At 67.0% G+C, this 18774-nt stretch carries 16 protein-coding genes; 9 read left to right on the plus strand and 7 right to left on the minus strand.

Annotation, left to right across the window (positions count from 1 at the left end):
* Positions 1 to 27: 27 nt before the first annotated feature.
* The 3 genes from C5B85_RS01080 to C5B85_RS01090 all read left to right on the plus strand — a co-directional run bounded on the left by C5B85_RS01080 (position 28) and on the right by C5B85_RS01090 (position 3627).
* Positions 28 to 957, plus strand: coding sequence for a carbohydrate ABC transporter permease (locus tag C5B85_RS01080; RefSeq protein ID WP_374953068.1), 930 nt, complete (start codon positions 28 to 30; stop codon positions 955 to 957).
* The gene (locus tag C5B85_RS01085) at positions 957 to 1862 is read left to right on the plus strand and encodes a carbohydrate ABC transporter permease (RefSeq protein ID WP_104284222.1); all 906 of its coding nucleotides are present in this window, start codon (positions 957 to 959) and stop codon (positions 1860 to 1862) included. The genes C5B85_RS01080 and C5B85_RS01085 overlap by 1 nt, the downstream gene beginning before the upstream one ends.
* Before the next feature lie 67 nt (positions 1863 to 1929).
* Positions 1930 to 3627, plus strand: coding sequence for an alpha-amylase family glycosyl hydrolase (locus C5B85_RS01090; protein ID WP_104284223.1), 1698 nt, complete (start codon positions 1930 to 1932; stop codon positions 3625 to 3627).
* Positions 3628 to 3722: 95 nt separating this feature from the next.
* On the opposite strand, the gene C5B85_RS01095 is transcribed toward C5B85_RS01090, so the two are convergent.
* The 3 genes from C5B85_RS01095 to C5B85_RS01105 all read right to left on the minus strand — a co-directional run bounded on the left by C5B85_RS01095 (position 3723) and on the right by C5B85_RS01105 (position 8501).
* A complete protein-coding gene (locus C5B85_RS01095) occupies positions 3723 to 5270 on the minus strand; it encodes an HNH endonuclease signature motif containing protein (RefSeq protein ID WP_181064216.1) in 1548 nt (515 codons plus the stop codon).
* A gap of 245 nt (positions 5271 to 5515) precedes the next feature.
* A complete protein-coding gene (locus tag C5B85_RS01100; RefSeq protein ID WP_104284225.1) occupies positions 5516 to 6472 on the minus strand; it encodes an SDR family NAD(P)-dependent oxidoreductase in 957 nt (318 codons plus the stop codon).
* A gap of 46 nt (positions 6473 to 6518) precedes the next feature.
* Positions 6519 to 8501: a beta-galactosidase gene (locus C5B85_RS01105; protein ID WP_104284226.1), complete on the minus strand. Its 1983-nt coding sequence runs from the start codon at positions 8499 to 8501 to the stop codon at positions 6519 to 6521.
* Positions 8502 to 8591: 90 nt separating this feature from the next.
* On the opposite strand from C5B85_RS01105, the gene C5B85_RS01110 reads away from it, so the two are divergent.
* Positions 8592 to 9623: an aldo/keto reductase gene (locus tag C5B85_RS01110; RefSeq protein WP_104284227.1), complete on the plus strand. Its 1032-nt coding sequence runs from the start codon at positions 8592 to 8594 to the stop codon at positions 9621 to 9623.
* Between the two features lie 28 nt (positions 9624 to 9651).
* On the opposite strand, the gene C5B85_RS01115 is transcribed toward C5B85_RS01110, so the two are convergent.
* Both C5B85_RS01115 and C5B85_RS01120 read right to left on the minus strand, forming a co-directional pair.
* Positions 9652 to 10560, minus strand: a complete 909-nt coding sequence (locus tag C5B85_RS01115) for a DNA-3-methyladenine glycosylase (protein ID WP_219819319.1) — start codon at positions 10558 to 10560, stop codon at positions 9652 to 9654.
* Positions 10553 to 10918: a VOC family protein gene (locus tag C5B85_RS01120; protein ID WP_104284228.1), complete on the minus strand. Its 366-nt coding sequence runs from the start codon at positions 10916 to 10918 to the stop codon at positions 10553 to 10555. Before C5B85_RS01120 ends, C5B85_RS01115 begins: the two co-directional genes overlap by 8 nt.
* 63 nt (positions 10919 to 10981) lie before the next feature.
* On the opposite strand from C5B85_RS01120, the gene C5B85_RS01125 reads away from it, so the two are divergent.
* From C5B85_RS01125 to C5B85_RS01135, 3 genes are all read left to right on the plus strand, one after another.
* The gene (locus C5B85_RS01125) at positions 10982 to 11422 is read left to right on the plus strand and encodes a MarR family winged helix-turn-helix transcriptional regulator (RefSeq protein ID WP_104284229.1); all 441 of its coding nucleotides are present in this window, start codon (positions 10982 to 10984) and stop codon (positions 11420 to 11422) included.
* Positions 11423 to 11567: 145 nt separating this feature from the next.
* Positions 11568 to 12068: an Asp23/Gls24 family envelope stress response protein gene (locus C5B85_RS01130; protein ID WP_104284230.1), complete on the plus strand. Its 501-nt coding sequence runs from the start codon at positions 11568 to 11570 to the stop codon at positions 12066 to 12068.
* A gap of 137 nt (positions 12069 to 12205) precedes the next feature.
* Positions 12206 to 12388: a hypothetical protein gene (locus C5B85_RS01135; protein WP_104284231.1), complete on the plus strand. Its 183-nt coding sequence runs from the start codon at positions 12206 to 12208 to the stop codon at positions 12386 to 12388.
* A 30-nt stretch (positions 12389 to 12418) separates the two neighbouring features.
* Here C5B85_RS01135 and C5B85_RS01140 read toward each other — a convergent pair whose 3' ends face one another.
* Together C5B85_RS01140 and C5B85_RS01145 are read right to left on the minus strand one after the other, a co-directional pair.
* Entirely contained in the window at positions 12419 to 15058 is a 2640-nt protein-coding gene (locus C5B85_RS01140) for a glycoside hydrolase family 78 protein (RefSeq protein ID WP_104284232.1), read from the minus strand.
* Positions 15059 to 15179: 121 nt separating this feature from the next.
* A complete protein-coding gene (locus tag C5B85_RS01145) occupies positions 15180 to 15770 on the minus strand; it encodes a TetR/AcrR family transcriptional regulator (protein ID WP_146077792.1) in 591 nt (196 codons plus the stop codon).
* 140 nt (positions 15771 to 15910) lie between these two features.
* Between C5B85_RS01145 and C5B85_RS01150 the strand changes: the two genes are divergently transcribed.
* Together C5B85_RS01150 and C5B85_RS01155 are read left to right on the plus strand one after the other, a co-directional pair.
* Entirely contained in the window at positions 15911 to 17260 is a 1350-nt protein-coding gene (locus tag C5B85_RS01150; protein ID WP_181064217.1) for an MFS transporter, read from the plus strand.
* 44 nt (positions 17261 to 17304) lie between these two features.
* A complete protein-coding gene (locus tag C5B85_RS01155; RefSeq protein ID WP_104284235.1) occupies positions 17305 to 18546 on the plus strand; it encodes a glycoside hydrolase family 1 protein in 1242 nt (413 codons plus the stop codon).
* Positions 18547 to 18774: the final 228 nt, after the last annotated feature.

Raw genomic sequence — 18774 nt, forward strand, 5'->3', positions numbered from 1 at the left:
CGATCACGAACCGGAATGGAGACAACCGTGTCGACCACCACCGAGGCGATCCGCACCGACGAGGCCCAGCGAGCAGGCAAGAAGCTCAGGCCACGCAGCACACGTCGAGTCGACCGCGTCCACTACCTCTTCCTCGTCCCGACGCTCGTGCTGTTCACGATCGCCATCACGATCCCCGCCATCATCGGCATCTTCTTCAGCTTCACGAACTCCATCGGCTTCGGCGAGTGGAACTTCGTCGGCATCACCAACTACATCGCCATGTTCGGCGACCCCGCCATCTGGCAGAGCTACGGGTTCACGATGGGCTTCGCCGCCGTCACCGTGATCCTGGTCAACGTGCTCGCGTTCCTCCTGGCTGTAGGGCTCGTGGCCCGCATCCGTCTGAAGGCTCCGCTGCGTACCGTGTTCGTGATCCCCATGGTCATCTCTGGAATCGTCATCGCGTTCGTGTTCAACTTCCTGTTCTCCAACGCGGTTCCGGCCCTGGGGCAGAGCCTCAACATCCCGTGGCTGTCGGAGAGCATCCTCGCGAACCCCAACCTCGCCTGGATCGGCATCGTGATCGTCACGGCGTGGCAGGCGATTCCGGGCACGCTGCTCATCTACATCGCGGGTCTCCTGGCGGTTCCCGGCGACGTGTACGAGGCTGCCGAGCTCGACGGGGCGACGAAGCTGCAGCAGATGCTGCAGATCACGTTGCCGCTTGTCGCAGGCTACGTCGTCATCAACGTCATCCTCGGTTTCAAGAACTTCCTCAACGCGTACGACATCATCGTCGGCCTCACCGACGGCGGGCCGGGCACGTCGACTCGAAGCATCGCCATGACGATCTTCACCGGCTTCAGTGGAGGCGACTACGCCTACCAGATGGCAAACGCGACGTTCTTCTTCGTGATCGTCGTCGTCATCTCCCTCCTCCAGCTCCGCCTCACCCAGGGAAAGAACGAACTCTGATGGCACTTCAGCAGCCCATCGTCAGCCGCACGCGCGTGGCACCGGCGAGCAAGAACTTCGGCGGACGCGGACGCGGACGCGGACGCGGGCGTAGCGGTTGGTCGACGACGATCATCCTGCTCCTCTGCGCCGTGACCGTCCTCATTCCGCTCTATGTCACCGTCGTGACGGCCTTCAAGACGACGTCGCAGGCCGTGAGCGGCAACGTCTTCGCGCTTCCGGCACCGTTCAGCTTCGACGGATTCGTCGAGGCCTGGAATCTCACGAACTTCCCGCAGGCGTTCGGAGTCTCCGTGTTCATCACGGCAGGCACGGTCGCTGGGGTGATCCTGCTCGCGGCCTTCGCCTCGTACGCCATCACTCGCAACTGGAACAACCGATTCTTTCGCGGCTCGTTCTACTACCTGCTCGCGGCGATGTTCCTGCCGTTCCCGGCGGTCGCGCTCCCGCAGATCCAGATGAGCGGCCTGTTTGGCCTCGACAATCCGCTCGGTGTCATCATCCTGCACGTCATGTTCCAGCTGAGCTTCTCGATCCTGCTCTTCACCGCGTTCCTGAGGTCCATTCCGAGCGAGCTCGAGGAGAGCGCGAGGATCGACGGGGCTAGCACGTGGCAGACGTTCTGGCGGGTCATCTTCCCGTTGCTCGCGCCCATGAGCGCGACGGTCGGTATCTTCGCGTTCCTCGCCTCGTGGAACGACTTCATGATGCCATCGCTGATCATCTCCGACCCGGCCCTGCAGACGCTGCCGGTTGTGCAGAAGATCTTCCAGACGCAGTTCAGCAACAACTACAACGTGTCGTTCGCTTCCTACCTGATGGCAATGGCGCCGGCCCTGATCGCCTACCTGTTCACGCAGCGCTGGGTCATGGAAGGCGTCACTCAGGGCGCCGTCAAGGGCTGACGACGTGAGTGCAGCACCAGATTCTCTCCATCCACAGACCACCAACACCCCAAGGAATGTCCCCACTATGAGCTCGACCTTCTCGGCAGAGACCGACCTCCTCACCCGCACCAACCCGCACGACGCCGACTGGTGGCGTCAGGCGGCCGTCTACCAGATCTACCCGCGCAGCTTCGCGGACGCGAACGGTGATGGGCTGGGCGACCTGCCTGGCATCACCGCGAAAGTGTCCTACCTGCAGGCGCTCGGCATCGATGCCGTCTGGCTCAGCCCCTTCTACCCGTCGGAGCTCGCCGATGGGGGCTACGACGTCGCCGACTACCGCAACGTGGATGCGCGCCTCGGCACGCTCGACGACTTCGACGTCATGGTGGCGGCGCTTCACGCGGCGGGAATCCGCGTGATTGTCGACATCGTGCCGAACCATTCGTCCGACCAGCATGAGTGGTTCCAGGCGGCGCTGGCAGCGGGCCCAGGATCTCCCGAGCGCGACCGCTATATCTTCCGTGACGGCAAGGGGCCGGACGGGGCTGAGGCGCCAACCGACTGGGAGTCGGTGTTCGGCGGGCCGGCCTGGCACCGCGTGGAAGACGGTCAGTGGTACTTCCACAACTTCGCGGTCGAGCAGCCGGACTTCAACTGGGCGAACCCGGAGGTGAGGGCCGACTTCCTGCACACGCTCCGCTTCTGGTCCGACCGGGGCGTCGACGGTTTCCGCATCGATGTGGCGCACATGCTGACGAAGGACCTCAGCGGTGAGCTGCCGAGCAAGGCTGAGCTCGACGCCATGGCGTTCGATGGCCATCACCCGATCATCGACCGCGACGACGTGCACGAGGTCTACGCGGAGTGGCGCAAGGTCTTCAACGCCTACGAGCCGCCGCGCACTGCAGTTGCCGAGGCGTGGGTCGAGCGTGACCGTCGGCCGCGCTACGCGAGCCCGGAGGGGCTTGGTCAGGCGTTCAACTTCGACCTCCTCGAGGCTGACTTCGACGCGGAGCAGTTCTCGAGCATCGTCGCCGACAACCTCGAGCTGGCGGAGCGCTCGGGTTCCTCGACGACCTGGGTGCTGTCGAACCACGACGTTGTGCGGCACGCGACCAGATATGGGCTGCCGCATCCGGAGCGCAACAAGAAGGGGCACCCGCTCGCGAAGCACGGCTCGGAGTGGTTGCTGTCTGGTGGGGAACGTCCGGTGCTCGATGCTGAGGGCGGCCTGCGGCGTGCTCGCGCGGCGACACTGTTCACTCTTGGCCTGCCTGGCTCGGCGTACCTCTACCAGGGCGAGGAGCTCGGCCTGCACGAGGTTGCCGAGATCCCAGATGCAGACCGCCAGGACCCCACGTTCTTCCGCAACCCGGGAATCGACATCGGCCGCGATGGCTGCCGTGTTCCCCTGCCGTGGGTGGCGGATGGTCAGTCGTTCGGGTTCGGGGGAGCGGATGCGCACCTTCCCCAGCCCGGGTGGTTCGGCCCGTCCGCGGTTGAGGTACAGGAAGCGGACAATGCTTCTGTGCTCGCTTTGTACCGTCGGGCGCTCGCGCTGCGGCACGAGCTGCAGAGCGGGGAGCACCTCGAGTGGCTGCCGAGCGGGCGAGCGGATGTGCTGCGCTTCGCTCGTCCGAACGGGTGGGAGATCGTGACGAACTTCGGTGAGGAGTCGTTCGAGTTGGGTGCCGACGCCGACGTGCTGCTGCGCAGCGACCTCGAGGATGACGCGACGCTGGCGGGGGAGACCACCGCCTGGGTGCGCCGCCGCGGGTAGCCAGCTCGGACAGCCAGTGTGGTGCGCCCTCTCTCGATCAGCTCTCTCGCTCGATTAGGAAGAGAGGGCGCACTTCAGCGCAGTGCATCGTCTGGTCAGAACGGCGGTGTTTTCGTCGATCGTCCGAGTTGCGGCGCCGGGGCATCTCCAGGGCTCGCGGCCGGGCTCACACTCGTGTCCGGCCGCGGGGGCTTTTCCGTCGGTCTGATGAGTTGATCGGTCGGTCGGAAGATCACGCCGTGGGGTTCTGGTCTGCTGATGTAGACCTTCCCGCTTGGTGTGGTCCATTCGAGGATGCCGCCGCCGAGTTGTCTGACTTTCCAGGCGGTGTGGTGTTTCACGATGTGGTGGTTTTTGCAGAAGTCGCTGAGGTTCCAGATCGCGGTTTTGCCGCCGTATTGGTAGTCCTCGGTGTGGTCGAGTTCGCAGGCCACTGCGGGTTGTCGGCAGCCGATGAAGCGGCAGTGCACGTCGCGGGCGTGGAGGAACGCGCGCATCGCCGCGGTGGGTTTGTAGGAGTCGACGGCTTGCACGGCGCCCGTGATGGGGTGCGTGAGCACTCGGATGAACGCGGGCGCGGTCGCGGCGAGACGTTTCGCGTCTTCGATGGGCATCGGGGTCATGCCCTCGAGCAGTGCTGGTGCTTGTCCGGCCCTGGGCGTCTCGGTGAGTGCGGTTGTGATGGGGATGGAGAGTTGCACGTTGGCTTGGATGCCGGCGGCCGCGGAGTTGCCCATGGGGTCGCTGGTGAGAAGCATGTCGGCGACGACGTCGGACATGACCTCGTTCAGGCTCCGCTCGTCCAGTTCCTCGGCAGTTTCTGCAGTTTTGGCGGTCGCGTGAGCCTCGTCGACAGCGGCCCCGAACGCACTCCCAGCTCCGGGCGACCCTGTTCCATCTTCGGCTTCTTCGCTGGCGTGGGGCGCAGTTCCGGGGTTCGGTCGTGCCTTGATGATCGCGAGTGCTTGCTTCCGGACTCGGTCGTGGATGGCGTGCGCGACGAACGAGTCGGTCGTGACCCTGAGGATGCTCATGCCGTCCCCGAGGTCTTCCACGCTCGTGCGGCGTTGCCGGCGGGCTCGTGCGTGTCGTTGGTCGATGGATTCCCCGGTGAGTTCTTCCGCGACTCGCTCGGCCGCTTTTTGCAGCGCCCGGGGTGGGAGGGGCTCTTGCCGGATGCGTTCGAGCATCACCTCCACGAACAGGGCTCGCCGCTCGGCTTGCTCGGCGGGGTCGTCGTGGTTGACTTTGAAGCCCACCTCGACGAGTTTGTGGACTTGGGCGGGGGTCGCGACGTTCTCGTCGAGCGCGACGACGAGCGCCGGGAAGTCGTCCTGCGTCTTCGACGCGAGCGCCAGCTGCCCCTGCGCGACGCCGGAGGTCACCTTCACGACCAGCGCGACCTCGTCCGCGATCGAGCGGACGTGCATCGCGGACTCCGCGCATCCGTCAACGATATCGAGCGCGTGGGCGAAGTCGTACGCCGCCGCGTGGGCCCGCAACTGCAGCGCGGTACCGCTCGCGACCATCGCGGCTGCCTGCTCCTCCAACGTGAGAATCTCCGACCACCGGGCCGCCACCGACGCCGGATCCGAGGGATCAAACCCAAGGGCCCGGAGAGCGGCGTCGGAGTGCTGTTGCATGCCCACAACACTACGGACCACCACCGACATTCGAGAGGTTCGTGGATAACTTTCAAACCAGAAATCCGCTGTCCACAGGGTGTTCCGAGACTTATCCCCAGAGGTGAATTGAACTTATTCACAGCTAAAGTCGAAGCTGTGTTCGCATGAGCCGTCAAGGAACATGTGAATCGGCCGTAACTCAAATTTCTTCGACGAGTGGCCTCAACACGCTCTCGAACTGGGATCCGCGGGCGGAACCTTGATCACCCGAGCGACCGCGAACGTTCAACCGCGGAAGAGGCCAGCGACTCTGAGAGCTCCCACAGGCGGCGGGCGGCAGCCGCGTCGAGCGCGTGGGGGACGACGCCGTGCACCCCGTCGACGATCTCATCGACAACTTCCGCCGGGTGGCAGTCCTCGTAGTAGGCGGGCGTGCCGGGGCCGAGCGTCGCCCGAGTCGCGACGAACACCGAAGTCGCGGCACCCTGTTCCGGTGTCTTGGTCGGGAAGCGCCGCTTCATGTCGGCGAGCACCTCCGGGTCCCAGTGTCGCTGCAGGTTCGTCCAGATCCCACCCGGCATGAGCGCTGCCGCCGTGATGCCGCGGTCTGTCCAACGCCTTGTCGCCTCGAGCGCGAAGAGCACGTTCGCCGTCTTCGACTGACCGTAGGCGAGTCCACGGTCGTACGCATCGCGCACGAAGAACGGGTCGTCGAAGCGGATGCCGCTCGAGGCGTGGCCGCTCGAGCTCACGGCCACGATGCGCGCGTTTCCCGCCTCTGTGAGCGCGGGGAGGAGTGCGTTGGCGAGCGCGAAGTGCCCGAGGTGGTTGACGGCGAACTGCATCTCATAGCCGTCCGCGGTGCGGAGTTCCGGGGTGTCCATGATCCCGGCGTTGTTGATGAGCAGATGCAGGGGGCCCGACCAGGCTGAGGCGAGCTCGCGTACCGTGGCGAGGTCGGCGAGGTCGAGGTGCGCCACGTGCACATTGTCGTTGCCAGTGGATGCTCGTAGCTCGGCCGCACCTCGCTCACCAGCCTCCGTGTCTCGCACAGCGAGCGTCACATGAGCTCCCGCCGCCGCGAGCGCGCGTGCGGTCTCGATGCCGATGCCGGAGCTCGCTCCTGTCACGAGTGCCGTCTTGTCGCTGAGGTCGACGCCTTCGACCACCTGGAGGGCTGTCGAGTCTGCACCGAACGAGGGGGAGCCGGTTTCTGTCATGGCTTGTTCCTACCAGTTCAGCTTTGCTGTTCCCCGGCTGGACTCGTCACTCCTGCTCATCCCGGACGGCTATGACGCGCACGCTCCCTGCGGGCACTGGATCGTTCGACGTGACATGGTTGCCGGTCAGCAGGTCCAGTCCTGCAACCCCGGCCCCCGCATCCTGGGCGCCGTGGTTGATCTGGAACACGTAGTTGACGCCTTCACCGCGTCGGACAATGCTCTCGATATCGCCGATAGGGGAGTAGCCGACTCCTGCTTCGTCGAGCACGCGGGTCACGAAGCCGTCGAGGTCGGCGCCGTCGAGCGCGGTTGCCAGGTACCAGGCCGTGCCGTCGCCGAAGCTGTTCTTCGTGACCGCCGGGCGGCCGACGCCCGGCCCGTCGGCGAACTCGGCGACGCTCGTTGCGCCCCGCAGTTCGATGTCGTCGCTCCAGATTCGCCCGCGCGTTCCGTCGCTGAGCGTGACCTGTTCGCCGGCGCGCAATGGCAGGAACTCCTCGATGATGAGACCGAGGACGTCGCGCAGCTGACCCGGGTACGGGCCGGAGGGTACGTTGTCGTTGGTTGAGACGACTCCGGAGAAGTAGGAGAACGCGAGCGTGCCGCCCTGTGCCGCATACGTGCGCAGGTTCTCAGCCGCGTCGTCCTCGATGAGGTAGAGCGAGGGCGCGAAGACGGCGTCGTAGCCGCTGAGGTCGGCGGCTGGATGCACGAAGTCGACGGTCACGCCGCGGCGCCACAGGGCCGCGTAGAACGCTTCGATCCGCTCCCGGTGATCGAGGTCGACGGACGGCCGCCAGTCGAGATCCTGCGCCCAGAACGACTCCCAGTCCCAGGCCAGCGCGACCCGGGCATCCACTTGCGACCCGAGAACTGGCGCCAGAGCCGCGACGTCGGCCCCGAGGGCCACCGATTCCCGCCACTTCCGCGACGTCTCGCCGGCCTGCGGGATGAGGGCCGAGTGGAATTTCTCGGCACCTCGCTGCCCTGCCCGAACTTGGAAGAAGAGCACGGCGTCGGCGCCCCGCGCCGCGTGGGCGAGGCTGTTGCGGCGCATCTCGCCAGGCCGCTTCGCGATGTTGCGGGGCTGCCAGTTGACGGCCGATGTCGAGTGCTCCATGAGGATCCAGGGCTTACCCCGCGCAAGTGAGCGGGTCAGGTCGGCGGCGCGCGAGAGCTGGATGTGGTTGTTGTCCTGCTCGGCTGCGAGGTAGTGGTCGTTCGCGACGATGTCGACCTCGTCTGCCCACTTCCACAGGTCCACGCTTGGGCACATGCCGGCCATGAAATTCGTCGTGATCGGCTGCGAGGAGTGCACGCGAATCGCGTCGCGCTCGGCTTTGAAGCATTCGAGGAGCGCCGCCGAGCTGAAGCGCGCGAAGTCGAGGCGGTGTGCGGGGTTGCTGGCCGTGCCTGATGTGCGTGGCGCGTCGATCTCATCCCAAGCGCCGTAGCGCTGTCCCCAGAAGTTCGTGCCCCAGGCCGCGTTGAGCGCATCCAATGACGAGTAGCGATCCTGCAGCCAGAGCCTGAACGCCGCCACGGAAGCGTCGTCGTAGCTTTCCGTGACCGGCGTCCCGTACTCGTTGTGCACGTGCCAGAGCACAACAGCGGGATGCTCGGCGTAGCGCTCGGCGAGCTTTGCCGCGATCGCCGTCGCGGCGCGTCGGTACTCTGGCGAGCTTGGGCTGACGATGCCGCGCGAGCCGAACGCAAGGGGAACCCCGTCGCGAGTCACCGCTCGAGCGTGCGGGTACTTCCGGTAGAACCATGCGGGCGGTGACGCCGTGGGGGTGGCGAGGTCCACGTCGATGTCGGCGGTGTGGAGGAGCGAGATGATCTCGTCTAGCACTGAGAAGTCGTAGGTCCCTTCCTCGGGTTCGAGGAGCGCCCACGAGAAGATGCCGATGCTGACGAGGTTGACTCCGGCCTCTCGCATGAGGCGTATGTCTTCATCCCAGACCTCTCGCGGCCACTGTTCGGGGTTGTAGTCGCCGCCGAAGCGGATTGTCTGGCGGCCGGGCATCCACGTCGATGTCTTCACTCGCGCAAGCTTACGTCATCGTAAATCGGGCCCACCATTGACTTACGAATGTGAAAGTGGCTGAATCGTGGGATGACTGAAGACGTGCGCGATGTGTATGCGGCGGCCCCTGACCGGTACGAGCGGATGCGCTACGCCCGATCGGGGCGGAGCGGGCTCAAGCTCCCGGAGCTCTCCCTCGGCCTCTGGCACAACTTCGGGCTCGAGCGACCGATCGCGACGCAGCGAGCGATCATCCGCCGAGCGTTCGACCTGGGGATTACCCACTTCGATCTCGCGAACAACTACGGCCCGCCGCCCGGGTCGGCTGAGGAGAACTTCGGGCGAATCCTCTCCGAGGATCTCGCCGCGCACCGAGACGAACTCATCGTGTCGTCTAAAGCCGGCTATTCGATGTGGCCGGGGCCGTATGGTGAGTGGGGCTCTCGCAAGAGTGTGCTCGCCTCGCTGGATCAGTCGCTCAAGCGGCTCGGCCTCGACTACGTCGACATCTTCTACTCGCACCGCTTCGATCCCGAGACGCCGCTCGAGGAGACTATGGGCGCGCTTGCCACTGCCGTGACCTCGGGGCGTGCGCTGTATGTCGGAGTCTCGAATTACGACCCGGCCCAGACGCGGGATGCCGCGCGCGTCCTGGCGGGCCACGGCATCCCGCTCACGATCCACCAGCCGCGCTACTCCATGTTCGACCGGCGCATCGAGCACGGACTCCTGCCGGTGCTCGACGAGGTCGGTGCCGGCGGCATCGTCTTCTCGCCGCTCGCGCAAGGCCTGCTCACCGACCGCTACCTCGACGGCGAGGTGCCAGCATCCTCACGGGCCGCGACCTCGAAGTTCCTGTCCGCGTCGGGGATCGACGGGGAGTACCTCGCGCGGGCACGGGCGCTCAACGAGGTCGCCGCGAGCCGGGGGCAGACGCTCGCCCAGCTTGCTCTGAGCTGGGTGCTTCGCCACCCGCAGGTCACAAGCGCGCTCATCGGCGCCTCGAGTGTCGGGCAGCTCGAGCAGAACGTCGCCGCCCTGGATGCGCCCGAGCTCACGCATGAGGAGATCGCGAAGATCGAGCCGTTTGCCGTGGACGGCACCGGCCAGGTAGCCAGGTAGTCGGGAGATCGATGCTCTCCCTCTGCGTTTAGTGGCGGGACGGGCCTCGGCCGCGCGCGATCTCGTGCGTCCGATTCTCGCGGGATGCGCGGAGGTGCACGCCTGCCCAGGCGCGGAATGGCCGCCAGTGCTGCGTGATCTCCTCGATAGGGCGGTCGGCGCCGTACTGCTCGGCGATCTCCGCGTCGAGGCGATGCTCGTTGCGCGGCAGCACGTCCGGGAAGTTTGCGCCGCGGATGACGATGAGCTCCGCCGCGAATGGCCCGATGCCGAGGATCTCGCGCACCTGTCGGAGGGCCTCTCCAGCGTCGAGGGAGCGCAGTCGCCTCCCCTCGAGCACGCCGTCGAGTGCGGCCGTCGCGACGGCGCGCAGGTACTCCGCCTTTCGCCCAGGGAGGTCCAGGTCCAAGCTCCGGAGTACCGCCGGCGCTGGGAACGCGCCACGGTCACCGTGCTGCTCGGTGAGACGCTTCGAGAGGGTCGCAGCCTGGCGCATCGGCACGCGCTGCGAGAGCACCGACCAGGCCGCGGCCTCATACGGCGAGGAGAATCCGCACGGCCGGAAGCCTGGCAGGTCACGCTGCAGTTCGCCGATGATCGGGTCGCGCTGACCGACGGCCGGCCATCCACTGCCGTCGATGTCCAGCGACATGAAGCGCAGCACCTGGCGGGTAGCGGATTCGAGGTCGCCGTCACCTCGCACGGAGACGCTGACGCCGCCGGCCACTTGGCCGATGGTGGCCTCTACGCGGTGCCAGTCCGTGTCGCTCAGAAAGGTGGCCGCAATCTGGTTCGCCTCGCCCTGCGGGGCGAGCTCCGATGGGGCGAAGCCCTCCCAGAAGCGGCGGCTGGTCGCCAGTGACCACGGCCCGGTGACAGGGTGGAAGCTCTCAAAGCTCGGGGTGCTCGGGATGCCCGGGGTGCCCTGGTCAGGCACGGTCGTGCAGCGTGATCTGGTAGCCGTCGGGGTCGACGAACGTGAACGTTCGGCCAAACGGGCCGTCGACTGGGCTGGCGGAGATCACTACACCGTCGGCGACCATCGCGTCGTGCACTTCCTGGGCCACGGACGCGTGGAGCCAGATGCCGACGCCAAAGCCGAGTGGTGCGGACTCGAGGTCCACACCGGGAGCAGCGTCGCGAACGGCGAAGGCGGCGGGGGCGGTGTCGAAGACAACAGCGTGGGGCGGGCCGGGCTGGCGCGCGAAACCGAGGTAAGTCTCGTAGAACCGGGCGGACGCTTCGATGTCGCGGACCTGCAGTGAGATGAATCCGGGACCGGATGCGTGTGGCATGTGCTCTCGCTTTCGTTCGATGTCAGTTAGCTGACACTCGGAAGAGTATGTCAGAATACTGACATGCGTCAAGCTGACCCGCAGATCGAACTGGACACCTCGCTCGGCTACCTCCTGAAGGAGACGGCGAGTGCGCTCCGCGCCTCGATGGAGGCCGTCCTGCGCCCCCTTGGCATGACCATCACGCATTACTCGTGCCTCGAGCTGCTGGCTCAGCGCCCCGGCCTCTCCAATTCGGAGCTTGCGCGCGGGGCGTTTGTCACTCGCCAGTCCATGAACGTGCTCCTCCAGGCGCTCGAGCGCGACGGTCTCGTGCGGAGGCCGGAGCAGCCGACCGTAGGACGCGCGCTCCCCGCTGAGCTCACGGATCGGGGCCGACGTCAGTTGACCGCAGCAAGCGCTGCCGTGCGGGGGGTCGAAGACAAGATGAAGTCCGAACTCAGCGAGGATGAGCGTGCGACGCTCCATGGGCTCCTGACCAGGTGTGTCGCCTCGCTTCGCTGAGTCAGGCTCCTCGCCAAACGCCGTACCTGAGCGTCATCTGGGAGTGGCGCGAGGTTTGTGACGCTCGAGCCCCCGCCAACGTCTCCTCTGTAACGCCCACGATCGGTGCACAGGCACCAGGGCTCGAACTCAAGGAGACCCGCACATGTCGAACGTCACCCCCAACACGACTGCCACCCCGAACATCGTCGCTCCGACCCAGGCAGGCACGGGGACCACGGAGAAGAGTGTCGTTCCAACCAACGGTGCCGGCTCGGAGGTTGTGGGCCACGGCACGACGACGGTCGTCGACAGCGTCGTCGCCCGCGTCGCCGGCATCGCCGCCCGCGAGGCGCACGGTGTCTACGACCTCGGCGGTGGCGCCGCTCGTGCGATCGGCGCGATCCGCAACGCCATCAACGCCACAGACCAGAGCCAGGGCGTCAGCGTCGAGGTCGGCGAGACGCAGGTTGCCGTCGACGTAACCATCGTCGCCGAATACCCCGTCGCACTGCAGGACGTGGCCAACGGCGTTCGCGCCGATGTGATCCGCGCCGTCGAGACGATCGTCGGCCTCGAGGTCACCGAGGTCAACGTCACGATCAACGACGTGCACCTGCCCAGTGACGAGCGCGACGAAGAGCCCGCAGACGCACGCGTCCAGTAGTTCCCACGTCAGCTCGAGCGCCTCTTCGAGGCGTCCGGCGCTGATTGATCCCCCTCAGCCGGCCTGGCCGCCGATCGGTGGCCAGGCCCCGGCCGTTAACGCCCAGAAACTCGCATCAACCAGAAAGCAGGTCCATCATGTTCCTCCGCATCGTCACGTTTGTGCTCGGAATCGTCGTCAAGAAGCAGAGCGCCAAGAAGAAGCGCGAGCAGCAGGCTGCAGCTCGCTCGAAGTCCGCGAAGCACAAGAAGTCGGGATCCTCGAAGCGTTCCTCGAGCAAGCGTCCCTCGAGCAAGCGCAAGCGCAACCGCCGACGCTGATCGGACCAGGCCTCTCTCGGACCCTCGTACCTATGCGTCGAGGAAGCTCGTCGGCTTCGAAGCCGCCTCGCTCGGCCGGAACTCGCAGCCGAACCGGTGCGTCCCTGACCCGACCGTGACCGGTGCCGAGCCGTCCGGGAGCACAACCTCAGCCGTGGTCGATGGCGGCACAACCACTTCGAGGGAGAAGGCAGTCCCCTCGAGGGTCCAGGACACGAACGCCGGACCGTACGGGGTTTCGTGTGCGGCCTTCGCCCAGGTGAGCCGTGCATCCGGCAACGGGGCTATGCGCAGCCTGCGGTAACCGGGGGCGGCCGGGGCGAGGCCCGCCACGCGTCGGTGGAGGAAGTCGGCAACAGCACCGAAGGCGTAGTGGTTGAAGGAAGTCATGTCGCCGGGGTTGATCGTGCCGTCGGGCAGCATCGAGTTCCAGCGCTCCCAGATCGTTGTCGCTCCCATCGTGACGGCGTAGAGCCAGGAAGGGCTTTCTGTCTGCAGCAACAACTCCCAGGCAGTGCCGCCGTGACCGTGGTCGGCAAGCGCATCGCAGACGAGCGGGGTTCCGAGGAACCCTGAGCCGATCCGGTAGCCGTCGGCCGCGACCTGGGCTGCCAGCAGTTCGCTCGCCCGCGAGACTTGAGCGGGGAGCAGCAGCCCGAATGAGAGTCCCAACGCGTAGGCGGTCTGCGATGGGAACGCCGCACGTCCGCTCGGCGTCACGTATTCGGTGCGGAACCGTTCGGCCGAGCGCGAGGCGAGCGCCGCGTACCTGGCCTCCGCATCCACTTCGCCGAGCAGGCCGGCGGCGTCGCGAGCGATCTGCGCTGAGCGTGCCAGGTAGGCGGTGGATACGGCCTGCCAGGGGAGCCGCGCCGCCCACGGCTGGTCGTCGGGGGCCGCCGAGTCGAGCCAGTCGCCGAAGGAGAAACCCCCGCTGGAGAAGTCGAGCTGCTCGCCGGCTCGCGCCGCGAACGCCTCAACCCAGGCTGACATCGAGGACCACTGGCGTCGGAGGATGCCGACGTCGCCCGTGCGCTCGTACATCGTCCATGGCACCACCGTGGCCGCATCGCCCCAGCCGGCCTCGGCCCCGAGGGGCGGGAGGTGCGGGTCGACATCTGCCCACGGCACGTACACCGGAACATTGCCGTTCGGATGCTGGTCTGCGGCGAGGTCTGCGAGCCAGCCCGTCAGAATGCCGGCCGTGTCGTAGAGGAAACTTGCCGTTGGAGCGAACACCTGCAGGTCGCCGGTCCATCCGAGCCGCTCGTCGCGCTGCGGGCAGTCGGTCGGGACGTCGAGGAAGTTGCCCCGCATGCCCCAGACGACGTTCTCGTGCAGGCGGCTGAGCTGGGGGTCGGAGCACTCGAAGGTGCCGGTCCGTCGCATGTCGGTGTGCAGCACGATCGCCTCGAAGGCGGTCGGCGCGAACTGGCCTGGCCACCCCTCGACTTCGACATACCGGAAGCCGTGGAACGTGAACTCCGGCTCCCAGACCCGGGGAGGGCCGTCGAGGATGATCTCGTCAGTTGCTCTCGCCGCGCGCAGTGGGCGCGTACCAAGCTCGCCATGTTCGAGCACCTCCGCGTGGCGGAAGCGGATGCGCTGCCCGGCCGTTCCCGCCGGTACCTGCACTCGCAGGCGGCCGACGAGGTTCTGGCCGAAGTCCAGGAGGGTCCGGCCCGAGGGGGAGAGGAAGGTCTTGACCGGCTTCAACGACTCGATCCGGCGGACGGGTGGCCCGTCGGGCGCAACAAGCGTGTGCACATCCAGCTCGGAGACCGACACCGGGGTCCACTCGTGGTCGTCGAACCCGGGCTGGTCCCAACCATCGATCACGAGCCGGGCGTCGAAGGTCTCGCCCTGGTAGAGGTCGGCGCTCACGATGGGGGAGGGCGTCGAGCGCCAGGTGCCATCCGTGCCGGCCACCATGAGGGACCCGTCGGCGAGTTCCACCTCGAGCTGCACAAGCGCGCCCGTCCGGTCGCCGTAGACCTCGCGCAGGCCAGCAAAGCCGAGGAATCCGCGGTACCAGCCGTCCGCGAGCTGCACGCCGATGGCGTTTGCGCCGCCCCGGACCAGCGGAGTGACGTCCCAGCTCCGGTAGCGCAGGCGCTTGGCGTAGCTGGTCCAACCGGGGTGGAGCACGTCGTCGCCGACGGGGGAGCCGTTCACGCGCAGCGTCATGACGCCGTGTGCCGTCGCGCGGATCCGCGCGCGGACGAACTCCGTCGGCAGCTCGAGCTCGCCGCGCAGCAGCATGACGGGGCCACCTGCTTCGGAGGTTTCGGGCAATGCGGGTTCGACGAGTGCTGCCTCCCACAGGTTCGCATCGAGCAGCCCGGCCTCGATCACGGTCGGCTCACTCCACTCCGAGGCGGTCTCGTCTGCCGTTCCCCACACGCGCACCCGAACCGAGCGGCGGTCACGGCTCTCGAGGCGAATCGTCGGCCAGTCGACGAGCACCTGGTCCGTGGATGCTTGCCGCCCGGTCGAGAAGCGCGCGCCTCCGGGCTGCGCAGCCGGGTCGCTGACCTCGATCTCGTAACCGCCCTGGGTCCAGCCCGGCTCTGCCGCATCCGTCACCCACGAGAGGCGTGGCGTGGCCTCCCCGATGCCGAACGGCTCGCGGTGGTGCTCAACGGAGACAGGGTGCACGATGACGCTCATGAGGGTCCTTCGCTTTCGGGTGGGCACCCGGCATCGGGTGCGGAGGTTTCGGGTACGGGGGATACCGCCTCGGCGCGGTCGTGAGGCGTTGTGGTGTGTGAACGGGGGTGCGGGCTGCCCGTCAGATCGGGGTCGTGAGGATGCTGTTGATGCGTCTGCGCATGTCCTCGGCCATGTCGACGTCGAGCCCGTTGAGCCAGAGCAGCTCGAGGCCCTCGACCATGGCGATCAGTTCGATGGCGCTGCGGCGCGGGTCGACCCCCTCGACAAGTCCACCGGCTTCGCCCACTTCTTCGATTGCGGCGGCGACGGCCCCGGTGATGCGCGTGAAGCGCTCCGTGAAGTAGTCGTGCGCGGGGTGGTCAGGGTCTGTGGCCTCTGCGGCGAGGATCGTGTACAGCTGAACGGCGCCGCGCTGCGTCTCCTGGGTGCGGGAGATCTCGACGAGGCCGGAGAGGAACTCCCGACCGTGCTGCTCGGCCAGGATCGTCTGGGCCCGGGCATCTCGTTGCTCGAGGATCGCTCGCAGCAGGGCGACCTTGCCGCCGGCGAAGTGGTGCAGCAGGCCCGTCTGCGTCATGCCGACGGCGCGGGCGATCTCGTTCACCGAGCTCGCCGAGTATCCGCCTTTGGAGAAGATCGTGAAGGCGGCGTCGAGGATCTGCTCGCGCCGCATCGCGCTCTTCTTGTACTCGCCTCTTGGTCCGGCCACAGCGTTACGGTATCAGCCTTTCGATGAAAATATTGAGACCTGCATATTTTCGTGTTACGTTCCTCTCACTCTCGGCCAGAGGAACCTCGTTCACTGCAGAACCAGACGCCTTCAGGCGCATCGTCAGGCAAGGAAGCCACATGACAACACCAACCACACCCCAGATCCCGACCGCCTCGGCGGCGGCATCCCTCGGCGGCGACGGCCCGAATCTCGACACCGCAATGCACGAACCGACCCCCACCGAGGCGTTCCGGGCGCAGGCCAGCCCGCGCCGCGGCTTCGTGTTCTTCGTCGTCCTTGCCATGGTCGGCGCGGGCGCGGCCCAGATGTCGGCGGCGTTGCTCACGCTCACGCTCAAGGCGACCGAGCTCAACGCCGACGCGGCCACGACGATCATCTCGATCTCCAGCGGCATTGCGGGCATCCTGACCCTCTTCGCCCTCCCGATCATCGGGTCACTGAGCGACCGCTCGCGGTCCCGCTTCGGGCGTCGACGACCCTTCCTTTTCGCCGGTGCCGTCTCGTTCGCGATCGGTGGCATCCTGCTGGTGGCCGCTCTCAATACCTGGATGTTCGTTACCGCGCACATCTTCATCACGATCGGCTTCGTCGCGACCGGCATCGTGACGATCGCGCTCATCGCCGACCAGCTGCCACCCAACCGCCGCGGCGTCGCTTCAGCGTTCGTGAGCCTCGGCACGCCAATGGGGGCGCTCCTCGGCACGGCGATCGCCCTGCCCTTCGGTGCCGATCTCGTCCCGCTCGTCGGCATCCCGACCGCACTCGCAGTCATCGCCCTCCTGGTCCTCGCCATTGTCATCCGCGACCCACAGTTCGAGGAGCGCCGCGCGAGCCGCTCGCTGCGGGAGCTGCTCGGCATCTTCTGGGTCAACCCGATCAAGTTCCCCGACTTCGCCGCGGTCTTCACGAGCCGCATGCTCGTCTTCTCCGGCGTCGCGGCCCTGAACGGCTACCAGGCGATCTACCTGCTCATGAACATCGGACTCGAGCCTGCCGAGCTCGGTGGGGCCATCCTCCTCACCGTCATCGTCAACACGGGAGTTTCACTCGCCGTCGCGCCGGCCATCGGGAAGCTCAGCGACAGGCTCGGCGTCCGCAAGCCGTTCATCTTCGCCGCCGCCGTCATCCTCGGTGCCGGTCTTGTCTTCGCCGCCATGGCACCTGACTTCGGCGTGTACCTCATCGCGTGCGGAGTGGTCGCCCTCGGGCAGGGGGTGTACTTCGCGGTCGAGCTCGCCCTCGCGACCCGCGTCGTGCCCGACCCCGAGAACCCCGCCAAGGACCTCGCGATCATCAAGATCGCCGACAACCTCCCCGTCTCGATCGTGTCCGCGCTGGCCCCGGCGATCCTCGCGATCGGCGTCGGCGCCGCCGGTGGGCAGAACTTCGCGGCGCTCTTCGTCATCGGCGCGGCATCGGCCGTGCTCGGCGGGTTCGCCATCCTCTTCGTCCGCTCGGCGCGCTGACCCGCTCCGCTGCCAGCTTCCCCGTATTCCCCGAAAGGCAACACATGATCACCTCATTCCCCGTCGACTTCCTCTGGGGTGTGGCGCAGGCCGGCCACCAGAACGAGGGCGACAACCGCCACAGCGACATCTGGTTCCTCGAACACACGATGCCGTCGCTCTTCCGCGAGCGCAGCGGGGCGGCCTGCGACGGCTACTCGCGCTGGGAGTCCGACCTGGACCTGGTCGTGGGGCTCGGCCTGAACTCGTATCGGTTCTCGGTGGAGTGGGCCAGGGTTGAGCCGCAGCGCGGCGTCATCGACGAGTCGGTCCTCGACCACTACGAGGCGCTTGTCGATGGATGCGTTGCCCGCGGGGTTGCGCCGATCGTCACGCTCAACCACTTCGCGGCGCCGCACTGGTTCTCGGCCGCGGGGTCGTGGCTGGCGGAGGACGCCGCGTCGCTTTTCGCGGAGCACAGCGCTCGGGTGGTCGCGAGGTTCGGCGATCGCATCCGGGCCGTCGTCACGCTGAACGAGCCGAACCTGGAGCAGCTGCTGCAGGCGGGCGGGAAGCTGCCGCCGGAGCTCGAGGTGCTGAAGCTCGACATGCTCGCGGCGGCAGCTGAGGCTGCGGGCACGGAGCGCTATTTCGCCTCGAACGTGATCCCCGTGACGGCGCAGGTTGAGTTTCGCGATGCCTTCACTCTCGCGCACGTCGCTGCCCGGGCTGCGATCAAGGCTGTCTGCCCTGAGCTCCCGGTCGGCGTCTCGATCGCTATTAGCGACGACGTCGCCATTCCGGGCGGGGAGTCGAGCCGGGATGCGAAGCGCGCCGCGGTCTACGACCACTGGCTGCGGGTCGCTCAGGATGACGACTTCATCGGCGTGCAGAACTACGAGCGCGATGTCCATGGTCCAGACGGCCCCTTCGTCGGCGAGGGGCCGCGGAACGGGATGGGCACCGTCATCGAGCCAGCCTCGCTCGCGGGTGCGGTGCGTTACGCGCACGAGGTGTCTGGCGTTCCGGTGCTCGTGACCGAGCACGGCATCCAGACCGACGACGACGCGCAGCGTGCCGCGTTCATTCCTGCCGCACTGGAGTCACTCGGAGAGCTGCTCGCCGAGGGCGTGCCCGTCCTGGGCTACCAGCACTGGACGCTCATGGACAACTTCGAGTGGATCTTCGGCTACGGCCCCAAGCTCGGCCTCTTCAGCGTCGACCGGGCGACGTTCCAGCGCACGGCCAAGCCGAGCGCGGCGGCGTACGCGGAGGTGGTCGCCGCCGCGCGGTCTGTGCGCGCCTGAGCGTTTCTTCGACCGTGGGCTTGCACGCAGGCCCACGGTCCCGCCCTGTGGAGCTCCGTGGGCTGCCGCGTCACGCCACCAGACGATACGCGCGTCGATGCCCTGTGGCCTGCTGACCCCCAATGGTCGTGACGAACTGATAGCGTGCCCCCTCGGCGGGCTCAGGCCGTCCTCACGCGGCCGACGTCGTGTGCTGTTGGGCCGAGCCTCGATTGCACCCGACGCGCG

Source organism: Pseudoclavibacter sp. AY1F1, from assembly GCF_002931075.1.
Lineage (GTDB): Bacteria > Actinomycetota > Actinomycetes > Actinomycetales > Microbacteriaceae > Pseudoclavibacter.

Coding starts and splice junctions, on each gene's coding strand:
- C5B85_RS01105 (WP_104284226.1), bottom strand. CDS start 8,501: ATGCCCGGCCGCCAGACAATCCGCTTCGGCGGCGACTACAACCCCGAA.
- C5B85_RS01090 (WP_104284223.1), top strand. CDS start 1,930: ATGAGCTCGACCTTCTCGGCAGAGACCGACCTCCTCACCCGCACCAAC.
- C5B85_RS01095 (WP_181064216.1), bottom strand. CDS start 5,270: ATGCAACAGCACTCCGACGCCGCTCTCCGGGCCCTTGGGTTTGATCCC.
- C5B85_RS01100 (WP_104284225.1), bottom strand. CDS start 6,472: ATGACAGAAACCGGCTCCCCCTCGTTCGGTGCAGACTCGACAGCCCTC.
- C5B85_RS01110 (WP_104284227.1), top strand. CDS start 8,592: ATGACTGAAGACGTGCGCGATGTGTATGCGGCGGCCCCTGACCGGTAC.
- C5B85_RS01125 (WP_104284229.1), top strand. CDS start 10,982: ATGCGTCAAGCTGACCCGCAGATCGAACTGGACACCTCGCTCGGCTAC.
- C5B85_RS01155 (WP_104284235.1), top strand. CDS start 17,305: ATGATCACCTCATTCCCCGTCGACTTCCTCTGGGGTGTGGCGCAGGCC.
- C5B85_RS01150 (WP_181064217.1), top strand. CDS start 15,911: ATGACAACACCAACCACACCCCAGATCCCGACCGCCTCGGCGGCGGCA.
- C5B85_RS01120 (WP_104284228.1), bottom strand. CDS start 10,918: ATGCCACACGCATCCGGTCCCGGATTCATCTCACTGCAGGTCCGCGAC.
- C5B85_RS01140 (WP_104284232.1), bottom strand. CDS start 15,058: ATGAGCGTCATCGTGCACCCTGTCTCCGTTGAGCACCACCGCGAGCCG.
- C5B85_RS01085 (WP_104284222.1), top strand. CDS start 957: ATGGCACTTCAGCAGCCCATCGTCAGCCGCACGCGCGTGGCACCGGCG.
- C5B85_RS01135 (WP_104284231.1), top strand. CDS start 12,206: ATGTTCCTCCGCATCGTCACGTTTGTGCTCGGAATCGTCGTCAAGAAG.
- C5B85_RS01130 (WP_104284230.1), top strand. CDS start 11,568: ATGTCGAACGTCACCCCCAACACGACTGCCACCCCGAACATCGTCGCT.